This is a genomic window from Acetobacterium wieringae (assembly GCF_001766835.1).
Classification (GTDB): Bacteria; Bacillota; Clostridia; order Eubacteriales; family Eubacteriaceae; genus Acetobacterium; species Acetobacterium wieringae.
This window is the reverse complement of sequence record NZ_LKEU01000027.1, coordinates 57,078-74,507: the sequence shown is the minus strand read 5'-3', so window position 1 is coordinate 74,507 and position 17,430 is coordinate 57,078. Positions and strand designations below refer to the sequence as shown.

General features: G+C 45.1%; 20 protein-coding genes. 3 read left to right on the top strand and 17 right to left on the bottom strand.

All coding sequences use genetic code 11. From position 1 onward, the window contains the following. Positions 1-38: 38 nt before the first annotated feature. The 6 genes from ACWI_RS19345 to ACWI_RS07215 form a co-directional block, all read right to left on the bottom strand. Positions 39-224: a 4Fe-4S binding protein gene (locus tag ACWI_RS19345; protein WP_070370763.1), complete on the bottom strand. Its 186-nt coding sequence runs from the start codon at positions 222-224 to the stop codon at positions 39-41. Continuing rightward, entirely contained in the window at positions 221-496 is a 276-nt protein-coding gene (locus ACWI_RS19340) for an aldo-keto reductase family protein (RefSeq protein WP_242871590.1), read from the bottom strand. The genes ACWI_RS19345 and ACWI_RS19340 overlap by 4 nt, the downstream gene beginning before the upstream one ends. Then, on the bottom strand, positions 454-1,638 hold the full coding sequence (larC, locus tag ACWI_RS07230) for a nickel pincer cofactor biosynthesis protein LarC (RefSeq protein ID WP_175440917.1): 1,185 nt from the start codon (positions 1,636-1,638) through the stop codon (positions 454-456). The genes ACWI_RS19340 and larC overlap by 43 nt, the downstream gene beginning before the upstream one ends. Further along, positions 1,635-2,381 carry a nickel pincer cofactor biosynthesis protein LarB gene (gene larB, locus ACWI_RS07225; RefSeq protein ID WP_070370761.1) on the bottom strand — a complete coding sequence of 249 codons (747 nt, stop codon included), beginning with the start codon at positions 2,379-2,381 and terminating at the stop codon, positions 1,635-1,637. The genes larC and larB overlap by 4 nt, the downstream gene beginning before the upstream one ends. A gap of 189 nt (positions 2,382-2,570) precedes the next feature. Then, entirely contained in the window at positions 2,571-2,960 is a 390-nt protein-coding gene (locus tag ACWI_RS07220) for a MerR family transcriptional regulator (protein ID WP_070370760.1), read from the bottom strand. 159 nt (positions 2,961-3,119) lie between these two features. Further along, the gene (locus ACWI_RS07215; protein ID WP_070370759.1) at positions 3,120-4,271 is read right to left on the bottom strand and encodes an aldo/keto reductase; all 1,152 of its coding nucleotides are present in this window, start codon (positions 4,269-4,271) and stop codon (positions 3,120-3,122) included. 262 nt (positions 4,272-4,533) lie between these two features. On the opposite strand from ACWI_RS07215, the gene ACWI_RS07210 reads away from it, so the two are divergent. Beyond that, the gene (locus ACWI_RS07210; RefSeq protein WP_070370758.1) at positions 4,534-5,136 is read left to right on the top strand and encodes a hypothetical protein; all 603 of its coding nucleotides are present in this window, start codon (positions 4,534-4,536) and stop codon (positions 5,134-5,136) included. A 109-nt stretch (positions 5,137-5,245) separates the two neighbouring features. On the opposite strand, the gene ACWI_RS07205 is transcribed toward ACWI_RS07210, so the two are convergent. The 9 genes from ACWI_RS07205 to ACWI_RS07165 form a co-directional block, all read right to left on the bottom strand. Next, positions 5,246-6,598 carry a diguanylate cyclase domain-containing protein gene (locus ACWI_RS07205; protein ID WP_070370757.1) on the bottom strand — a complete coding sequence of 451 codons (1,353 nt, stop codon included), beginning with the start codon at positions 6,596-6,598 and terminating at the stop codon, positions 5,246-5,248. Positions 6,599-6,767: 169 nt separating this feature from the next. Continuing rightward, on the bottom strand, positions 6,768-7,565 hold the full coding sequence (locus ACWI_RS07200) for an SDR family NAD(P)-dependent oxidoreductase (protein WP_070370756.1): 798 nt from the start codon (positions 7,563-7,565) through the stop codon (positions 6,768-6,770). 214 nt (positions 7,566-7,779) lie between these two features. After that, positions 7,780-8,430, bottom strand: a complete 651-nt coding sequence (locus tag ACWI_RS07195; RefSeq protein ID WP_070370755.1) for a DUF3786 domain-containing protein — start codon at positions 8,428-8,430, stop codon at positions 7,780-7,782. Further along, positions 8,423-8,965: a DUF2284 domain-containing protein gene (locus tag ACWI_RS07190; protein ID WP_070370754.1), complete on the bottom strand. Its 543-nt coding sequence runs from the start codon at positions 8,963-8,965 to the stop codon at positions 8,423-8,425. The genes ACWI_RS07195 and ACWI_RS07190 overlap by 8 nt, the downstream gene beginning before the upstream one ends. A gap of 72 nt (positions 8,966-9,037) precedes the next feature. After that, on the bottom strand, positions 9,038-9,475 hold the full coding sequence (locus ACWI_RS07185; RefSeq protein WP_070370753.1) for a MarR family winged helix-turn-helix transcriptional regulator: 438 nt from the start codon (positions 9,473-9,475) through the stop codon (positions 9,038-9,040). A 141-nt stretch (positions 9,476-9,616) separates the two neighbouring features. Next, positions 9,617-9,937, bottom strand: a complete 321-nt coding sequence (locus tag ACWI_RS07180) for a hypothetical protein (protein ID WP_139142331.1) — start codon at positions 9,935-9,937, stop codon at positions 9,617-9,619. 76 nt (positions 9,938-10,013) lie between these two features. Continuing rightward, positions 10,014-11,075: a HAMP domain-containing sensor histidine kinase gene (locus ACWI_RS07175; RefSeq protein WP_070370751.1), complete on the bottom strand. Its 1,062-nt coding sequence runs from the start codon at positions 11,073-11,075 to the stop codon at positions 10,014-10,016. Then, positions 11,072-11,746, bottom strand: coding sequence for a response regulator transcription factor (locus tag ACWI_RS07170; RefSeq protein ID WP_070370750.1), 675 nt, complete (start codon positions 11,744-11,746; stop codon positions 11,072-11,074). The genes ACWI_RS07175 and ACWI_RS07170 overlap by 4 nt, the downstream gene beginning before the upstream one ends. A 137-nt stretch (positions 11,747-11,883) precedes the next feature. Further along, on the bottom strand, positions 11,884-13,005 hold the full coding sequence (locus tag ACWI_RS07165; protein ID WP_070370749.1) for a GGDEF domain-containing protein: 1,122 nt from the start codon (positions 13,003-13,005) through the stop codon (positions 11,884-11,886). 276 nt (positions 13,006-13,281) lie between these two features. Here ACWI_RS07165 and ACWI_RS07160 point away from each other — a divergent pair, with 276 nt between their 5' ends. Then, entirely contained in the window at positions 13,282-14,775 is a 1,494-nt protein-coding gene (locus ACWI_RS07160) for a DUF1538 domain-containing protein (RefSeq protein WP_070370748.1), read from the top strand. Further along, entirely contained in the window at positions 14,762-15,448 is a 687-nt protein-coding gene (locus ACWI_RS07155) for a P-II family nitrogen regulator (protein WP_070370747.1), read from the top strand. Before ACWI_RS07160 ends, ACWI_RS07155 begins: the two co-directional genes overlap by 14 nt. 130 nt (positions 15,449-15,578) lie before the next feature. Here ACWI_RS07155 and ACWI_RS07150 read toward each other — a convergent pair whose 3' ends face one another. Both ACWI_RS07150 and ACWI_RS07145 read right to left on the bottom strand, forming a co-directional pair. Beyond that, positions 15,579-16,652 (bottom strand): radical SAM/SPASM domain-containing protein, encoded by a 1,074-nt coding sequence (locus tag ACWI_RS07150; protein WP_070370746.1) that lies wholly within the window; start codon positions 16,650-16,652, stop codon positions 15,579-15,581. Beyond that, entirely contained in the window at positions 16,652-17,287 is a 636-nt protein-coding gene (locus ACWI_RS07145) for a TetR/AcrR family transcriptional regulator (RefSeq protein ID WP_070370745.1), read from the bottom strand. The genes ACWI_RS07150 and ACWI_RS07145 overlap by 1 nt, the downstream gene beginning before the upstream one ends. Positions 17,288-17,430: the final 143 nt, after the last annotated feature.

Genomic DNA, 17,430 nt, shown 5'->3' with positions numbered 1-17,430 from the left:
CTTTAATCCTCCTATACTTTATCATTTGATCATCCCTGTTATTTTCCAAAAACAGTTACAGCCTGTTTCATTTTCTCAATTATCGGCACGCCAAAGGGACAGTTTACGATGCATTGACCACATGCGATGCATTCGCTGGCGTGGTGGTTAAGCAGCGCATAATGATCTTTAAGGGTCTCCGGCACCGCTTCCTGAATCAAGGCCAGATCCAGATATTTATTCACAGCGGCGATGTCAATTTTTTTGAGTAGGGGGCACAATGGCCGCAATACATGCAATGTCCCCGGAATGAAGCATCTGGGGCATTTGCCAATATCTCACTATAGTCTTTCTCTGCATCACTTGCGGTTGCATAAGCCACCGTCGCCTGGATCTGTTCCTGACTGGATACCCCCACCATCACCGCGGCTACCGCCGGACGGGTTAACGCATAATGGAGGCATTTCACCGGTGTCAGCGCCTGTCCAAAGAGCGATTCTTCCTGACTGAATAACACCCCGGCAGCATGCGTTTAATGGTCCGCTTTAAGCCGATGCTTTCCATCTGAATCCGCCGGATCCCGATGGTGGTGGTTTCCTCAAAAATAATCTGTTCCAAGGTTTCGATATCTGCTTCGCTACAGATCACATTGAGGAGATAGGCGGGTCGGTTCTTCTTCATATAAACCGGGATATAATGGACATCTCTGGCCCCAGCTTCAAATAATCGCTCCATCACAAAGCCCAGGATCTCACCGCCGCAGTCATCGATATTGGTTTCCAGTTTATAGATATCGCCGTTTTTCTTTGATTTGTCAGTGATCAGCATCGCCCGCAGCAGGCTGGGTCGATCATAGGTCCGTTTGCCAGCTCCGATGCCGGTTTTTTCAATCGCAAACTGCCTGGGCAACTGGTCACAGGTTTTGATGGCGGCCACAATGGCTGCCCCGGTTGGGGTAATTAGCTCCCCTTCCGTGCTGGTAATATGTAAATTCAACTGGTGACTGGCGGCGATATGGGTTACGGCCAGCACCGGAATCGGGATGGTTCCATGCTGACAGCGGACAAATCCCCGGCCTTCATAAACTTCCGGCACAATCACCGCCCGGATGTCCAGATTGTCCAAACAAACGGCCACTGCCACAATATCCACAATCGAATCCACCGCACCCACCTCGTGAAAATGAACCCGCTCCCGGTCCACCCCATGGGCTTTGGCTTCGGCATCGGCAATAATCGAGAAGATCCGGATGGCCAGTGCTTTGGCATGATCGGTGATTTGAGCCTGGTTGATAATCTCAACAATTTCCGGTAAACCCCGATGATCATGGGAATGGTTCTTTTTTTCCTGATGCGGATGATAATGTCCTGGTTCTGTTAGGTGATGATGGGTGTGCTTTTCGCCCTGATGGTGGTGATCATCACCATGCAGATAGGCCATATCGTGATCATGGTTGTCCTGATCCAGAATGACCTGAAAATCACAGACATCCAGCCCCGCCTTTTTCACCCGGCTGATGACGGTCTCAAACCCGGTGATGGGCAAGCTTTTTAAAGCCTTTTTCAATAGCTGCTGATCGGCCCCCAGATCAAGCAGCGCTGCCACTGTCATATCGCCGCTGATGCCGGAATAACATTCCAGGTATAAGGTTTGGCTCATGATCGTACCCCTAAGCGGTTAATCTGGGTGGCCGTATAGCCAGCACCATAGCCATTGTCGATGTTCACCACCGAGATCCCGTTGGCACAGGAGTTGATCATCGTCAACAGCGCCGAAATACCACCTAGGCTGGCGCCATAGCCAACAGAGGTGGGCACCCCGATAACCGGCTTATCCACCAGTCCGCCGATGACACTGGCCAGGGCGCCCTCCATCCCAGCCACTGCAATCACGCAGTTGGCGCTCTGGATCACCTCAAGCTGCGAAAGAATCCGGTGAATCCCGGCAACCCCTACATCATAAAGCCGTTCCACATGTGAGCCAAAATACTCAGCAGTCTGGGCAGCCTCTTCGGCCACCGGAATATCAGCGGTACCCGCCGAACAAACGGCAATTTTTCCGACCCGTTGCTTACCCGGTTTTTCGATTTTGATAATTCGGGAGATCTCGTCGTAAACAACTTCCGGAAAGGTCGCTTTGATCATTTCGTACTGTTGCGGATTAGCCCGGGTTCCCATCACCTCACCGTCTTCTTCGTAGAGTTTTTTAAAGATAGACAGTAAATGGGAATTTGCTTTACCGCTGCAAAAAATCACCTCAGCAAAGCCGGATCGCACCTTTCTGTGGGTATCCAGTTTGGCATAACCCATTTCTTCAAAGGGTTGCCGACGAAAAAAAAGCTCAGCTTCCTCAATTGTTAGATCCCCGTTTTGTACTTTTTTTAATATTTCCTGTGTTTTCATTTTTCCTCGTCTTATCACTTCTTTTTATTTTTTCTTTAATATATATTCTTTTTTAATTCGCTTTCATCACCTTGATACCATTAACCCTATCACCTGGAGTCCACTTCAAGTCAAGTGCCTTTATCTATTCCTTAAAAAAATCTCCGTTCTTTTAAGAAACAGAGATTTCTTTCCGCTTATTTAATTCAGTTAAACATCCTTTTCTTTATCCCAGGACAGCACCCCGGTCACTTCGGCTTTTTCATAGATATCAATTTTGTAATTCAGCCGTTCCAGTGTCTTTTGCATATCATCCATTTTTTCCTGAAGTTTTTTTCGTTCATCTGTCAACAGTTCTTTCCGGGCGGAAATGGTTTCATCACCCTGCTGGGTCAGGGCACAGTATTCAATCAGGGCTTCAATGGGAATCCCCGCGGAGCGCATGCATTTTGCCAGTTCAATCCAGGCACAGGATACCTCATCATAATCGCGAACGCCGCTCTTGGTCCGTTTCACCGGCGGGATCAGGCCAATCCGCTCATAGTACCGCAGCGTATCCGGGGATAAATCATATTTTTTGCTGACTTCAGTAATGGTCATCACATATCACCTCGAATTTTCAAATTCTCTTATATATCATTTTAATGTTTTTATCTTATCTTAACCATATCACTTGGAGTCCACTCCAAGTCAAGCAAAATACTTTATTTCTTAAAAAAAATCTCCGTCCAATTAAGGCGGAGATTTTTAGCTTCAACTTTATTCTAAGGCGGCTCTGACATTTTTCAGTTCCTCAATGATGGCAATGTTCTGGGGACAGTGTTCTTCACATTTGCCACATTCCACACAATTGGAGGCTTTGGCATCTTGGGGAAACATCGTCTGGTATAGACCTTTGGCTTTGGGGAGGGAATCAAATAGATAGGCATTATTATAAAGTGCAAAATGTCCGGGAATATCGACCCCGGATGGACAAGGCATACAATACCGGCAATTTGTACAGTTGACTTTCATCTTTTCGGTGATTGTTTTCCTGGCAAAATCCACTAACGCCAGTTCTTCATTGGTTAGTGAATGGGCTGCCCCGGCATTGGCCGTATTGACATTATCAACCACCTGCTCCATCGTCGTCATGCCACTGAGCACCACCGAAACCTCAGGATGATCCATCACCCACCGCAGCGCCCACTGGGCCGGAGTTCTTTTGATTGGCGCATTCTCCCAGGCGGTTAAAACGTCCTGGGGTAATTTATCAACCAGGGCCCCTCCTCTGAGCGGTTCCATAATGGTGATCCCCAAACCTTTAGCGGCCGCATATTTCAGCCCCTTTTTACCAGCCTGATAATTTTCATCCAGATAGTTATATTGAATCTGACAGAACGACCAATCATAGCTGTCGACAATTTCGATAAATAAATCAAAGTCATCATGAAAGGAAAAACCGGCATATTTGATTTTGCCGTCTTTGATGGCCTGATCCAGAAATTCAAGAACGCCCAGACCTTTCAGATTTTGCCAGAAACCGCGATTAAGACCATGCAGCAGGTAGAAGTCAATGGTATCCGTTTCCAGCCGTTTCAGCTGTTCAGCCAATAATCGCTCCATATCCGCCCGGGACTGAATCAGCCATGACGGCAGCTTTGTGGCAATTTTAACCCGCTCCCGATAGCCGCCCTTTAAGGCCCGGGCCACAAAGGGTTCACTCGCACCGCCTTGGTCAAAGCCGGTGCCATGATACGGATAGGCGGTATCAATGTAATTCACGCCATGATCAATGGCATAATGAAGCATGGTGATGGCCTTCTCATCATCAATCTTATTTTGAACCCCATCGATAACCGGTAACCGCATGCAACCAAATCCTAAAACTGAAACCTCTTCATTTGTTTTTCCGAATTTTCGATACAGCATCATTCAATCTCCCTTGTATTAAATTCAAACAATCTGATTATTGATCTACTCTTATTATAATCCCGTCCGAACTTTAGTCCAAGTCAATTTTTAACAAATCTACATTTTTTACTATTTTTTTTGCACCTGATTCTTAACAATCACGAACGTGCGATCTCCTCAACCACAGATTTCAACCATCGATAACCTCAACATCACCAGATCATCACAATACCCTGTTATAGTAATCCCATCACAAATAAAATTGAAAGGAATTTTAACCATGATAAAAAATAAAAAACTGCTCCTGACCCTGCTGGTTACAGCCACTATCAGCGGTCTTTTGCTGACCGGCTGTACTTCAACCACGGCAGAAACTAAAACGGCCACCACCAATGAGGCCGCCGCATTTGAGGATAACGCCAGTTACGGCGAGGTAACCGCCGTCAGCGGTAGCACCATCACCTTAGCACTGGGCACCATGAATATGGGCAATGGTCAGACGCCACCGGATCAGGGGCAGGCCCCAACCGCAAACAGTAATGCGGGAACCCCGCCAGAAAAACCGGCTGATGATCAGACCACGCCCCCAGCTGATGGCAGCACAACAGCTCCCAGCGAGGACACGACCGGAACCATGCCAGAATTTTTAACCCTCACCGGTGAAACCGCCACGATTGAATTAACCGATGCCATCACCCTGACGCAAATGAGCAATCAGAAGCCCGATCAGCAAACAGCTGGAAGTACCACCGCTACCGCGGCTGATATCACTGTTGGCAGTATCTTGAGAATCATCTATCAGACGGACTCCACTGAAATAGAGTCCATCGAAATCATGATGACCCAGCCCGATGCTGCAGCCACTACCAACACGGCCCTTTAATCTTCTCTGAACGATCCTTTAAAAAACGCCTGATTTTCACTAAGAAAATCAGACGTTTTTTTACTCAGGTCCCAAGCCCTGTTAACCCATTTTCTCCAGGCCACTTGGGTTAACTGAGGGCCAGTCTTGATTTTTGTTCTTTCTTGTCAGCATACATCTCTTCATCGGCAATCTGCAGCAGGGCATCAATGTCCTGTCCATCCTCAGGATTTAAGGAAGTCCCAATACTTAAGGTTAGTTTCTCAGAAAGGTCTGCCAGCGAAAACTCACTGGCAAAACTTTTTGCCAAGCGTTCTTTGGCTTGCCTAAGCTCCTGGCGATCTTTGATGTCCGGCAGGATCATCAAAAATTCATCGCCGCCCAGTCGGAAGGCCGCTTCATTGGCCCGAACATTTTTCTGCAAAATCCGGGCAGTCTCAATCAAAACCAGATCGCCGGTGTTGTGTCCATAGGTATCATTGATTTTTTTGAAATGATTCAAATCCATACTCATCAGCCCCACCTGGCGATTGTTTCGTTGGGCCGCAGCCAACACCATGGTCTGATACTCATTTAAATAATGACGGTTAAAAAGTCCGGTCAGGGAATCGTGACTGGACATAATTCGCAATTGATAATTGATTTTCAATGCACGGAAAGTCAGCCTCCCGGCCCCGACGGCCATTAGAACCGCCAGCATAACGGCAATCCCTAAAATCAGCTGATTATTTTCCCAGCCGCCCTGAGGTGAAACAGCTACCTTCCAGTCAATAAAACCCGGATCGATGTCAAAGGTTAAGGACGACTCGCCAACAACAGAGGTATCCCCGTAAAATGGCTGCTCCGGATTCTGATTATTAAAGAGAGCGACATTTAATCCGGCCTTGTCGGCATAGCTATTGATTTCTTCGATAATCTGGTCGCCTTTAAGAACAATGCTGATCTGCCCCCAATATCCACTGTCTTGACGGACGATTGGCAGCCGGATAATAAAACCGGTTCCCTCCTGAACCAGATCGACTGGCCCCTGAAAGATTGGTACCTGGTCATTCTTTACCTTGAGAACCAGGTCTTTCTGACTTTCAACCTTGGCCAGGTCAACACCAATGGCGGCGCTATTGCCTTCTTTAGGATAATTCCAGATAATGGTTGTATCCTGAATTACTCCAATATTTCTGATCTGATTTTCATTTTTGGATAGGAGATTATCCAGATAGGTATAAGCTGCCGTCTCATCGAGACCGGGATTTGTCTGGATATAAGCCTCAAAGCCCTGAACCAGGGTTTTATTGGTAAAAACCAGATGTTCCAACTGACTTTTGAAATTTATAAATTTATCGGTGGTTTTTAACATCTCCTGCTGTTTGAGGTTATGCATAAACATGCCAATGATCAGTAAAAAAACGGTCAGCAGAAAAAGGGCTACTGTAATTGAAACAAGGATTGCCAGATTCTTTTTAAAATAGTTGCTATTCTGATCCATCTTTTTCTCCTGTTGCTGCATCAATGTTTTCTGACTTTAGTTTATCATCAAAACCGCATAAAGACCACTAATTAATCCCTGCTTCTGCTATAATTATCGACCGTTTATTCTGAATTTTTAGTCCTGGGGATTGATCCAAACGATCACGCAGCGTCTTTCACTTCGCCCATTAATGTTCATTAGCTGCCATCACCTTATTGATCATCCCCATGGCAATAAACGAATTGACTTTATAAAGAAACTTCATCACGTTGCAATCTTTACCAATATATGCCCGCAGCTTTTTCTTCTCCATGGTCTTGATGATCAATTCCGCCGCTTTTTCCGGGGTTAACACCATCTTAGCCTTGCTGCTGTCGGTTGATTCATTGCTTGCCAGGCTGGAATTTTTCTTGATATCTGTCGCAATCCCGCCGGGAATCACCACCGAGACTTTGACATTTGTATCTTTTAATTCGGACGACAACCCTTCGGTCAGTAGTTTTACGGCTGCTTTGGAGGCGCCATAGACACTTTGCCCCGGTACCGGTAAAAAGCCGCCCATACTGGAAACATTGACAATATGGGCTTCCGGACGACTCATTAAATGCGGCAAAAAGGCTTTAACCATGTAGAGGGTGCCGTAGAAATTGATAGCCATGACCCGTTCGATTCGCGCCATTTCCAAGTCATTCAGCTCAACAAAGGGCTGAATAATCCCGGCATTGTTGATGATCCCATCAATCTTCCCATATTTTTCAATGGCATTTTTGGCAAATGCAAAGACAGCCTCCTTATTGGAAATGTCAACCACTTCGGTAAAGAGTCGGGGATTTTTCCCGGCCATCTGCACTGTTTCGTCCAATGCTTCGGGATTAATATCGACCGCCACGACCATGGCCCCTTTGCTTAAAAGCTGTAATACCAATTCTCTGCCAACACCATTTCCGCCACCCGTTACAACAATATTTTTTGCATTTACGTTCATTATTTTCTCCTTTTTTTCCTAAAAAATTTTTGATTTTTTATCGGCTTATTACCGGTTCTCTTGTTAATTTCTTGTGATAGCCTTATCATACGCCGCAACTATTTCATAACGTTAATATTTTGTTAAGTTCGTGTTAAAGTGACTATTTTCATATTTTTTGCACAAAAAAACACCGAAAAAGTCGGTGTTCACTTAAAAACCAGATGGAGGGTTGCTACTCCCATCCGTCCACGCTTCCATATTCCGCCGTTTTAAGCACTGCTCTGACAAGGCAGCCACATAAAAAAGCCAGACATTCAAATTCCAGAAATTCCGGTGCACTTTCATCAAATAGGGTTTGAATTTCAACTGGAAAATCATCATCGGCTTCCCAATAGATAAACTTAACCGGGATTTTAGGCAACACTTCCAACAGCCAGCTGCGACTATAGGAATCTCTGGAAAGCTCCGGTTCTCCGCCTAATTTTATAATGGTTTTGTCCAATTTATCAACGTCATTGCCAAAAGCTTTAATCAGCGGTGCGTCCATCATGTTGGCTTTTCCGGTGTCGCCACTTGAAAAAATAGTGGTCATCCGAAAAAGGTGTTTGAACAAATAAACCGGATCACCGGTACCCTGAGACAACACATAATGGATCAGGATGGAGCGATTATTAATATTGACCGGTTTCCCATCAGCTGGTATGACACCGGTATTGGTAATGAGATAATCGCGTTTTAAAAAATTGATGGTTATCTGCCCATCAGAATCAATGGGCAGGTTAAAACGGGCGGCGCTTTCCGCCAGGTTACACTCAGCCAACTTGGGCAATAAGGCTTCGTAAATAATATCGTAAGAGCTCGGCCTTGAGTACCGCTTATTCATTAAACAACACCAGGCTAAAATAGGTCACCGTATTGGCCCCATTATTGTATCGGATATTTAAGGCCGGGGCCATCTGCATCACCATAATCCCATAACTTTCGGTGGCCGGATACATTCGGTCAGGAAAGCGGCAGGGAGTATCGGGGTAAGTGCATTTTTTACAGACGGTGCATCCTTCCGTCGATAGCATCAAGGCATCTTTATCAAAGCTACGAAAAACCGCAGCCACCCGATCCGTCAAAGCCTCATGCTCGATCAGAGCCTGCATCCATCCTTTCATATCAAAACTGCTGGCTACTGCGGTGGCCGTGGTAAAGAGCATCGCCTTTTCATAGCCATAACATTTTTCCTTGCAGCTCTCCACACTCCCCACTGCTGGCGGGCAGGCCCAGGATTTATTATACATACCGCAGCTATTGCCTTCACAGAGATCCCGGACTTCTTTTGAAAAAATAATTTCATCGGGTTTTAAAAAAGCATATTCCAGAATCGGCAGTTTGGCCAGCTCTTTTTCAATTTCAGTTTGCTTATTCATTGCTACCTTCCTTACATTTTTTGTTTTTCCAACTTCACCTTTTAGTGTATCTACACGATATTGTTAAAAAAATCAAGGTTCTAAAACCTCAATTTTTAATAACAGCTCCTGGAGAATTTTTGTATCTTCCAATCCCAACTGTTCTTCAATTCTTTCCTGAGCCTGTTGCCAGTAAACATGGGCCAGTTCAATTTTTTCTTTACCAGCTGCCGTTAAACAGAGCTGTCGGTTTCGTGTTCCCGGCTGTGCAATATCATGGATCAACCCCTGCTGTTCAAGAGGCTTTAAATTGCGAACCAAGGTGGTCCGATCCAGCCGGATTTCAGCGGCCAACGCACTGACACTCACCGGTTCAATTGCCCGGATGTGTTTTAAAATTGAAAACTGACTGACACTGAGCTGGCTTGGAGCCAGGTAATGGTCGTAGATTTCGGTTATCGCCAGTGAGGCCCGCCGCAGATTGAGACAATTGCATACTGACGATTTTTTGTTTTGGTTTTCTGTTTTCATGTGATCACCTTTTTTTAGTGTATATACACGATTAGTATGCATGAGTTTTGTTCCTTTGTAAAGTTGATTTGAATAATAATTTATTCAAATCAACTAAAAGATTGTTTAAATAATTTTACCCCTTCATCATGATAAAATCTTTCAATCGAATAACTGACTGGCCTTTTCACAGGCTTCATAAATCACATCGAAATTGCTTTCAATCATCGGATTCACCTGTTCAGTGCTTTTCTTGACATTTTTTTTATAAAGGAAATAGGGTAATCCACAACCGATAAATCCCGGAATGGCCAGAACAACACACAGCGGAGTCATGGCAGCCAGGTAGGCAAAGGTTGCTCCGGCCATAAACACCGTCCCAACTATTCCCGCCCCCAGGGCTAATGCCATTGCTTTGGTATTTTTGGCACGTTCTAGCTTTTCAATATTGTTAAATGCTCTTTTAGCACTTAACCTTAACATTTTGTTCACCAAAAATGCCGCCAATAAAAATTCTCTCACTTTTTAGGTAAGAGATTTATCAATTCAATATTAATTTTTATAATTTTAACGTTACCGTAAATGTTGTCCCCTTACCCAGCTCACTTTCAACTACAATGGTTCCCCCAATCAGTTCCACCACCCGCTTAACCAGGGCCAGACCCAGTCCGTTGCCTTCCTCAGCATGGGAGGTGTCGCCCTGATAGAAGCGGTCGAAAATCCGACGGCTGGTTTCGTCACGCATCCCGCAGCCGTTATCACTGACCCTGACAATGGCCAAACCAGCTGCGTTTCGCAACTCAATTTTTACCAGGCTACCTTCTGGGGTAAACTTGATGGCATTGGTCAAGAGATTATTCCAGACAATTTCCAACAAACTTTCGTCGCTGGCAATGGACACTTCATCCAGGTCGGCATCAAATTCAATGTTCTTTTCATCAAACTTTTCTTCCAGCGCCAGCATGCAGCAACGCAGCTGTTCATCCAGGTAATAGGTCTCAGTCTGAATGATCTCCTGGTTTTCCAGCTTGTTGAGCTTTAAAATATTGGTCACCAAGGTGGATAGTTTTTTTGATGCCTCGACAATGGTATCAATATATTCCTGTTTTTCATCCTGGGGCAAGGCTTCTTTTCTGAGCGCTGAGGCATAGCTTTGGATAATCGCCAATGGTGTTTTCATTTCATGGGATACGTTGGCGATGAAATCGCTCTTTAAGGTTTCAATGGTGGCCAATTCCTCGACCATCTTGTTAAAATCATCAATCAGCACTTCCAGCTCATCCTTTTTATTGTCCTTGCGCTGAGAATGAACGTGAACAGTAAAGTCGCCAGCCGCCACTTTTCGGGCGGCCTGACCGATTTCGGTCAACGGCCGTTGAAATCCGGTATACATAATAAAACGGGTGCCCAGGCTGACAATCAGTCCCATAAATAGGGCATAGGACATCCCCACCAGCGCCATGATCCAGGGATTGGCCTGGTCCAGCATCTGCCGATTAAAAATCAGCACTTGCCCGGCACTGCAGATTAATACCACCCCAAAGATGATTAAAAATTCTTTCCAGAAAGACCGCCTGGCATTGATCCGTTTATCTTTCTGCTCCCGATAACAAATTTTCATCCTTTAATCACCGCCTTGTAGCCCAATCCCCGGACAGTTACAATCTCCACATCCGTACAGTCTGAAAGTTTGTCCCGCAGTTTAGTGATCGACACATCCACGGTTCGGGGGCTGCTTTCGCTGTCATAGCCCCAAAATTCATCCATCAGCTGGGTCCGGGTAAAGGTTCGTTTGGGGTAAGATAGCAACTTAAACAGAATATTAAATTCTTTTACCGTTAATGGCAATTCGGCGGCGTTGAGATAGGCAGTGGTTTCCTCTTCGTTTAAGACGAGCGAGCCCACCGTAAGTTTTCGCTCATTGCGGATATCAGCCCGGCGTAGCAAGGCTGCCACCCGCAAAAGCAGTTCATCCATTTCAATCGGTTTGACCATATAATCATCAATGCCCAGGCTGTAACCCTTTTGCTTGGCTCCCATATCATCCCGGGCGGTCATAAACAGAATCGGGATGGCTTTATCCTGTTTTCTGATTTCTGCGGCAAATTCAAAACCATCCATTTCCGGCATCATGATATCCGAAACAATCAGGTTCACCGATTCTTCCAGAATCCGGTCAAAGGCCTCGGTGCCGTTTTTACAACTGATGGCATGGTAGCCGTTATCATTTAAAAATGAACAGACAATATAATTCAGTTTGACATCATCCTCGACGACTAAGATATTGATCATTATTCTTTCTCCTAAACTTGAGTAGCGGAAGCCATTATATCCTTCTGCTGTTAAAGATTTGTTAAAGTTTACCTGATAAAATTAAAATACGCCCAGTTCATTCCTCGTCAACCGGACGCATGGTGCTGGATGCGCTGCTAGGCTTCCAGCCGTTTTTCATAGATCCTGTTCTGATTTTTCCCTTCGCTTTTAGCCAGATAAAGTGCCTGATCCGCCTTTTCAAAAAACTCACTGGTTGACCAGCCGCTGTCAGTGTATTCTGCGATCCCACAGCTAAAAGTGATTCTTTCACCCGCAGCAAAATTAAAATCATGCGTGCTGAATTCCTGATGCATTTGGTCGAGCAACCCAACCACCGTTCCAATGGGATAACCACTAAACAACACCACAAATTCCTCCCCGCCATAACGGAAGACATTTTCATTTCCCGGGGTATTCCGCTTGAGAATATCTGCCAGGGTAATCAGCACCTCATCCCCTTTGCGATGACCATAGGTATCATTAACCTTTTTAAAGTCATCCAGATCAATCACCGCCATAATCAGTGGCTTTCTGGACTCAGCGTCCTGATAAACCGCCTGGCCCAGTACATCTACCATCGCCCGGCGATTTAAAAGTCCGGTGAGGGGTTCGGTTTTTGCTTCCTGAATCAGTTCCATCTGCTTTAAATAACTGTCATGGATACTCTGGGCCTGTTCGCTGGTGTAACGTGTCAGCACCGTTGCTACTAAATAGGCACAAAAGATCATGATCCCCGCCACCACACAATCCAGAAAGATTACTTCAACCGCCCTGTCCGCCTCAAACCGGGCGATCAGAAAAGCCAAAATCAACGAACCGTAGCTCAGCCCGAAAATAAGACGGGTCAAGTTGATATCCAGGAAAATAACGGTAATAAATACTGCAATACAGGGCACACACAAAATTGCCGGAAAGGTATAGTGAAAACACTGCACACAGGCACAAATCAGAAAAAAGAGTAAGGCAACCGTGTAATTTTTGGCCTTCTCACTTGTTTTTTCAGATTTCAGGATAAAATAGGCTCCCACTATAAAGATAAGATTCAAAAACGTAGGCAAGGCCAGATAAAATATAAGATAGCGGATAATGACTGGGCTAAAGGGTTGATCATGTTTATTAAATACAAAGATAAAAAATTCCGCAACAAAAATAATGACCCCGATATAAATGCAGGTGCGAAACAGAACCTGTCGCCATTTTTCATGAAGTTCATGGTTGATTGTTATTAATTGGCGCATTTATATCCCTCGCTTCCACAAAATAAACTTTTTGTCCTAATTCATTTAAATAAATACTACTTTTAATTTGATCGATTTATGCTAAATTATATCATAAATACTAAATTTTGTTAAACTCCGGCTAGCCATTGTGCTAATTCTTTTTCTTTAGTATAATAAAGGCAGAATTGTTAGCCTTGTTTTCGTTTCCAATTATAAAGCTTGCTTGATAATTCAAAACGCTGGCTGATTTTTATCTAGTGGTTTAATCTGATACTGTGGAAGGAGGTTGATCATGTGAATATACTTTTTGAGAAATTCAAAGAAGTTCTGGTTTCGGTTCTGCCAATCACCTTGATTGTCGTCATCTTAAGTTTTACCCTTGTTCCCATTGACACCCCTATCATGCTGCGTTTTTTGCTGGGGGCGTTTTTGATTGTTGTCGGTTTGACAATTTTTCTCTTCGGCGTAGATCTGGGTATTACCCCTATCGGTAATCTGATGGGAACCCATATCGCCAAAAGCAATAAGGTTTCAATCGTCATTCTTTCTGGTTTGATACTTGGTTTTTTCATCTCGGTGGCGGAGCCGGACCTCCATATTCTGGCCGGTCAGGTGGCGCTTGTTTCTGCCAATGTCATCACTAAAACCGAAATCATCCTCTGTGTTTCCGTCGGGATTGCGCTGCTGCTGACAGTTGGTTTTTTACGTATTATTTATAACAAATTCCTAAGCCTGCTCCTGACGCTCATCTATGGCGTCATTCTGATTATTTCTTTCTTTACTTCCCAGGAATTTCTGGCCATTTCTTTTGATGCCTCTGGAGCCACTACCGGGGCACTGACGGTTCCCTTTATTCTGGCACTCGCTCTGGGAATTTCATCATTAAAGAAGGGTAAAGCCTCAGAAGATGACAGTTTTGGTCTGGTTGGCATTGCCTCGACCGGTGCCATCCTGGCGGTAATGATTATGAGTGTTTTAAAGGGTACCAAAGAAATCAGCGGCAGTCTTGACAGTAGCCTTTCTGCCTCAACTGCCGTAATCCTGCCTTTTATCAATAAACTGCCGACGGTTCTTTACGAGGTGGTGCTGGCTCTGCTGCCGATTGTTATCATCTTTATTGTTTTTCAGATGATCTCCTTTAAATTAAAAAAGAAACCGCTCAAACGCATTATCAAGGGTTTAGTTTATACCCTGATTGGTCTGGTGCTTTTTTTAACCGGTGTCAACGCCGGATTTATGGACGTAGGAACCCTGGTCGGTTATACTATTGCCAGCATCGACAATAAAGCGGTGCTGATCGCCATTGGGGCACTCTTGGGTCTGGTAGTTATTCTGGCTGAGCCAGCAGTTTATGTATTGACCAAGCAAATTGAAGATGTCACCAGCGGCTACTTAAAGCGAAAGGTCGTTCTGGTTGCCTTATCGCTGGGGGTATCGCTGGCGGTGGGCTTGTCGATGTTGCGGATTATTGTTCCTGAAATTAAACTCTGGCATTATCTGCTGCCCGGCTATATCCTGGCAGTGGTTTTAAGCTATCTGGTGCCCAAACTGTTTGTCGGGATGTCTTTTGATTCCGGCGGAGTTTCTTCCGGCCCAATGACAGCGACCTTTATCCTTGCTTTTGCCCAGGGTGCGGCCGAATCCATCGAAGGCGCCAATGTGCTAGTCGATGGTTTTGGACTGATTGCCATGGTTGCCCTGATGCCGATTATTGCCCTGGAAATTCTGGGCCTGATCTTTAAAATTAAAACAGTTAAAGGAGGACTCTCCGAAAATGAGTACTCATGAAAATTTAATCACAAAAAAGAACTATGAAATCCTGGCCGTCATTGTCAATTTCGGGGTTGGTTCCAAGATCCTGCAGCTGGGTAAAAAATGCGGGATTTCCGGTGGAACGATCTTTTTGGGAAAGGGCACCCAGCATTGCCTGGTCAATGATTTTCTGGACATTTGTGATGAACGCGTCGAAGTGGTTCTGATGATTGCCCAGACCGGAAAAATTGAAACAGCTGCTGAGGAAATCAGCCGTAAATTCAAATTTGCCAAAGCCCATCACGGGATTGCCTTTACAGCTGAGTTAAATAATTTTTTAGGCGTTCGAAATTGTTCCTATGATAAAATACATGAAGACAAAGGAGTCAATAAAACAATGTATGAGGCAATATTTGTGATTGTCGATCGCGGCAATGCGGAAACGGTTGTCAGCGCAGCTGAGGCCGCCGGTGCTAACGGCGGAACCATTATTAATGCCCGGGGCTCGGGTGTTCATGAATACGCAAAACTCTTTGCCATGGATATTGAACCGGAAAAAGAAGTCGTGATGATGATTTTGGAAACAGAAAAGACGGAAACGGTTGTCAATGCCATCCAGGATGCTACTGAAATGGACAAGCCGGGAAATGGAATTATCTTCACGATCGGCATCAACCGAACCTATGGCTTATACCAAAATAATCATTGAGACAGACCCTCGGCTGATGATTGAAAACTTTTTTTATCGACTTTTTCTGAAATGTCAAACAGCATCGTGTGTATTAGGCAAACACACGATGCTGTTTTTAGTTTGATGTTTTAATCGCTTATCCTAACGGCTAAGCCCACAATTTTTCAACCTGTTCTTTTTCCTCAAATAAGGTACACCCACCATGATGTCCGACCCGTTCGGCCAGCTCTCGGAGATCTGCAAAATATTGGGAGCGGAGTACCGCTTCCACCGAATCACTGGCCAGGTTCTGTTTGGCGTGGGGTGAAAAGGGACAGGGCTCGGCATCACCCGTGGGATTGATATGAAAAAATCCCCGCCCGGAAGCCAGGCAGCCGCCCATTTCCTCCTCATCACCGGGGAAGGACAAGACCACCATCCGTCGGAAGGATTTTCGAAGCTCCAGACAAATCACCTGGAGTTGCTTTATTTCACTTTGCATAAGCACCAGATCCTCAGTTCCGGCTTCAGCCGGAACATATTCCACATACAGGGTCACCCCACAACCTTTCTTCTCCAGTGCTTCAACAAAATCATTTCTGGTCACCAACTCCAAATTTTCCCGGGTAACCGTAATGGCTGCTCCAAACAGGATTTTACGCGTTTTCAAGGCGACCATGGCCGCTTCAATCTGCGCATGGGTTCCGATTCCCCGGCGGGTATCAGTTTCTTTGGCATTTCCTTCGATACTGAGAATCGGGATCAGATTGCGATGGCTGTCCAGAAACTCAATGGTCTGCTGATCCAGCATTGTGCCATTGGTAAAAATCGGGAAAATCACATTTGGGTTAGCCCCGGCCAGATCCAGGATATCCCGGCGTAAAAAGGGTTCCCCGCCAGCCAGCAAAATAAAGGCAACGCCCAATCTTGCCGCCTGATCAAAGATATGTCCCCATTGCCCGGCATCCATATCCCTTTTTCCGCTACTGGTACCGCAGCTACCGCCTGCCCGGGCATAACAGCCAGCGCAGTGAAGATTACATTGGGAAGCGATACTGGCAATCAGAAACGGCGGTACGTGGAGCCCTTCTTTCTCCTGTTTCTTGCGATGGGCCCTACTTTTAGCCAACTCCGGCAGCAGTCCCATTAAAAAGGCCCGGCCTTTAGCATTATTCAGATAGAACCGACCAGCGGTTGTCATTATTTGGGCAATGCCCTGATCCATCATTTTATTTAGATTCATTAACATTCCTCATTTCGTATTTGATAAATGGCAGCGAACTGCTCGATATGGGCCATCAACAATTCCAGTGCTTCAGCTTCTTTTTCCGGTAGCTGGTCATATTGGCATAAAAGGGTATAAAAGGGTCCGTAAAATTGTAAGGCAATAATCTGGGGTGGCCCGTCTCTAAAGCTTCCCTGTTTGATCATCTCTTTAAACAAATCCGTTTGAAAGCGAATGGCGTCATTAAAAAACCAGCTGTTTAAGGTTTTGGCCGCATTATCACTTTTATACTGCTCAATCGTCAACATTCGACGAAACTTGGCAGCCTGTGGATCTTTCAGAAAAAACAGAAAAACGGCTTCACAGGCTTTTTTAAGCCAGATCAGATCATTGCGGCCATATTCCCGGGCGACACTTTCAATTTCTCCCTGGGGCAACCGGTAAAATGTCACGGTTTCTTCAAACTTCTGATTCATCCACTCCAGCAAGGTATCATAAATGGCCTGTTTACTGTCAAAATGCTTGTAAAGTGAGCTGTCTTTAATTCCCACCGCATGGGCGATTTCTTTGACTGTCACGCTCTGATATCCTTTTACGGCAAACAGATTCAGTGCTTCCTCCAATATTATTTCCCTGGTATTACGTTTTGTCATCACGTCTCCTTAATCATTCTGCAAAATAAAAGCTAGCGTTCATTAGCCATATTATAGCTAATGAACGCTAGCCTGTCAAGTTGTGTTTCGAAAATTTATTTTGATTAGGATATCTGCATCGTCTATTCCTGCCAGGATCGCTA

What these genes read in the sequence shown, in the direction of transcription:
- ACWI_RS07180 (WP_139142331.1), bottom strand. Translation starts at nt 9,937, where the DNA reads ATGTTAAGGTTAAGTGCTAAAAGAGCATTTAACAATATTGAAAAGCTA.
- ACWI_RS07155 (WP_070370747.1), top strand. Translation starts at nt 14,762, where the DNA reads ATGAGTACTCATGAAAATTTAATCACAAAAAAGAACTATGAAATCCTG.
- larB (WP_070370761.1), bottom strand. Translation starts at nt 2,381, where the DNA reads ATGAAAACACAGGAAATATTAAAAAAAGTACAAAACGGGGATCTAACA.
- ACWI_RS07195 (WP_070370755.1), bottom strand. Translation starts at nt 8,430, where the DNA reads ATGAATAAGCGGTACTCAAGGCCGAGCTCTTACGATATTATTTACGAA.
- ACWI_RS07215 (WP_070370759.1), bottom strand. Translation starts at nt 4,271, where the DNA reads ATGCTGTATCGAAAATTCGGAAAAACAAATGAAGAGGTTTCAGTTTTA.
- ACWI_RS07175 (WP_070370751.1), bottom strand. Translation starts at nt 11,075, where the DNA reads ATGAAAATTTGTTATCGGGAGCAGAAAGATAAACGGATCAATGCCAGG.
- ACWI_RS07150 (WP_070370746.1), bottom strand. Translation starts at nt 16,652, where the DNA reads ATGAATCTAAATAAAATGATGGATCAGGGCATTGCCCAAATAATGACA.
- ACWI_RS07170 (WP_070370750.1), bottom strand. Translation starts at nt 11,746, where the DNA reads ATGATCAATATCTTAGTCGTCGAGGATGATGTCAAACTGAATTATATT.
- ACWI_RS07205 (WP_070370757.1), bottom strand. Translation starts at nt 6,598, where the DNA reads ATGGATCAGAATAGCAACTATTTTAAAAAGAATCTGGCAATCCTTGTT.
- ACWI_RS07185 (WP_070370753.1), bottom strand. Translation starts at nt 9,475, where the DNA reads ATGAAAACAGAAAACCAAAACAAAAAATCGTCAGTATGCAATTGTCTC.
- larC (WP_175440917.1), bottom strand. Translation starts at nt 1,638, where the DNA reads ATGAGCCAAACCTTATACCTGGAATGTTATTCCGGCATCAGCGGCGAT.
- ACWI_RS07190 (WP_070370754.1), bottom strand. Translation starts at nt 8,965, where the DNA reads ATGAATAAGCAAACTGAAATTGAAAAAGAGCTGGCCAAACTGCCGATT.
- ACWI_RS07210 (WP_070370758.1), top strand. Translation starts at nt 4,534, where the DNA reads ATGATAAAAAATAAAAAACTGCTCCTGACCCTGCTGGTTACAGCCACT.
- ACWI_RS07200 (WP_070370756.1), bottom strand. Translation starts at nt 7,565, where the DNA reads ATGAACGTAAATGCAAAAAATATTGTTGTAACGGGTGGCGGAAATGGT.
- ACWI_RS07220 (WP_070370760.1), bottom strand. Translation starts at nt 2,960, where the DNA reads ATGACCATTACTGAAGTCAGCAAAAAATATGATTTATCCCCGGATACG.
- ACWI_RS07145 (WP_070370745.1), bottom strand. Translation starts at nt 17,287, where the DNA reads ATGACAAAACGTAATACCAGGGAAATAATATTGGAGGAAGCACTGAAT.
- ACWI_RS07165 (WP_070370749.1), bottom strand. Translation starts at nt 13,005, where the DNA reads ATGCGCCAATTAATAACAATCAACCATGAACTTCATGAAAAATGGCGA.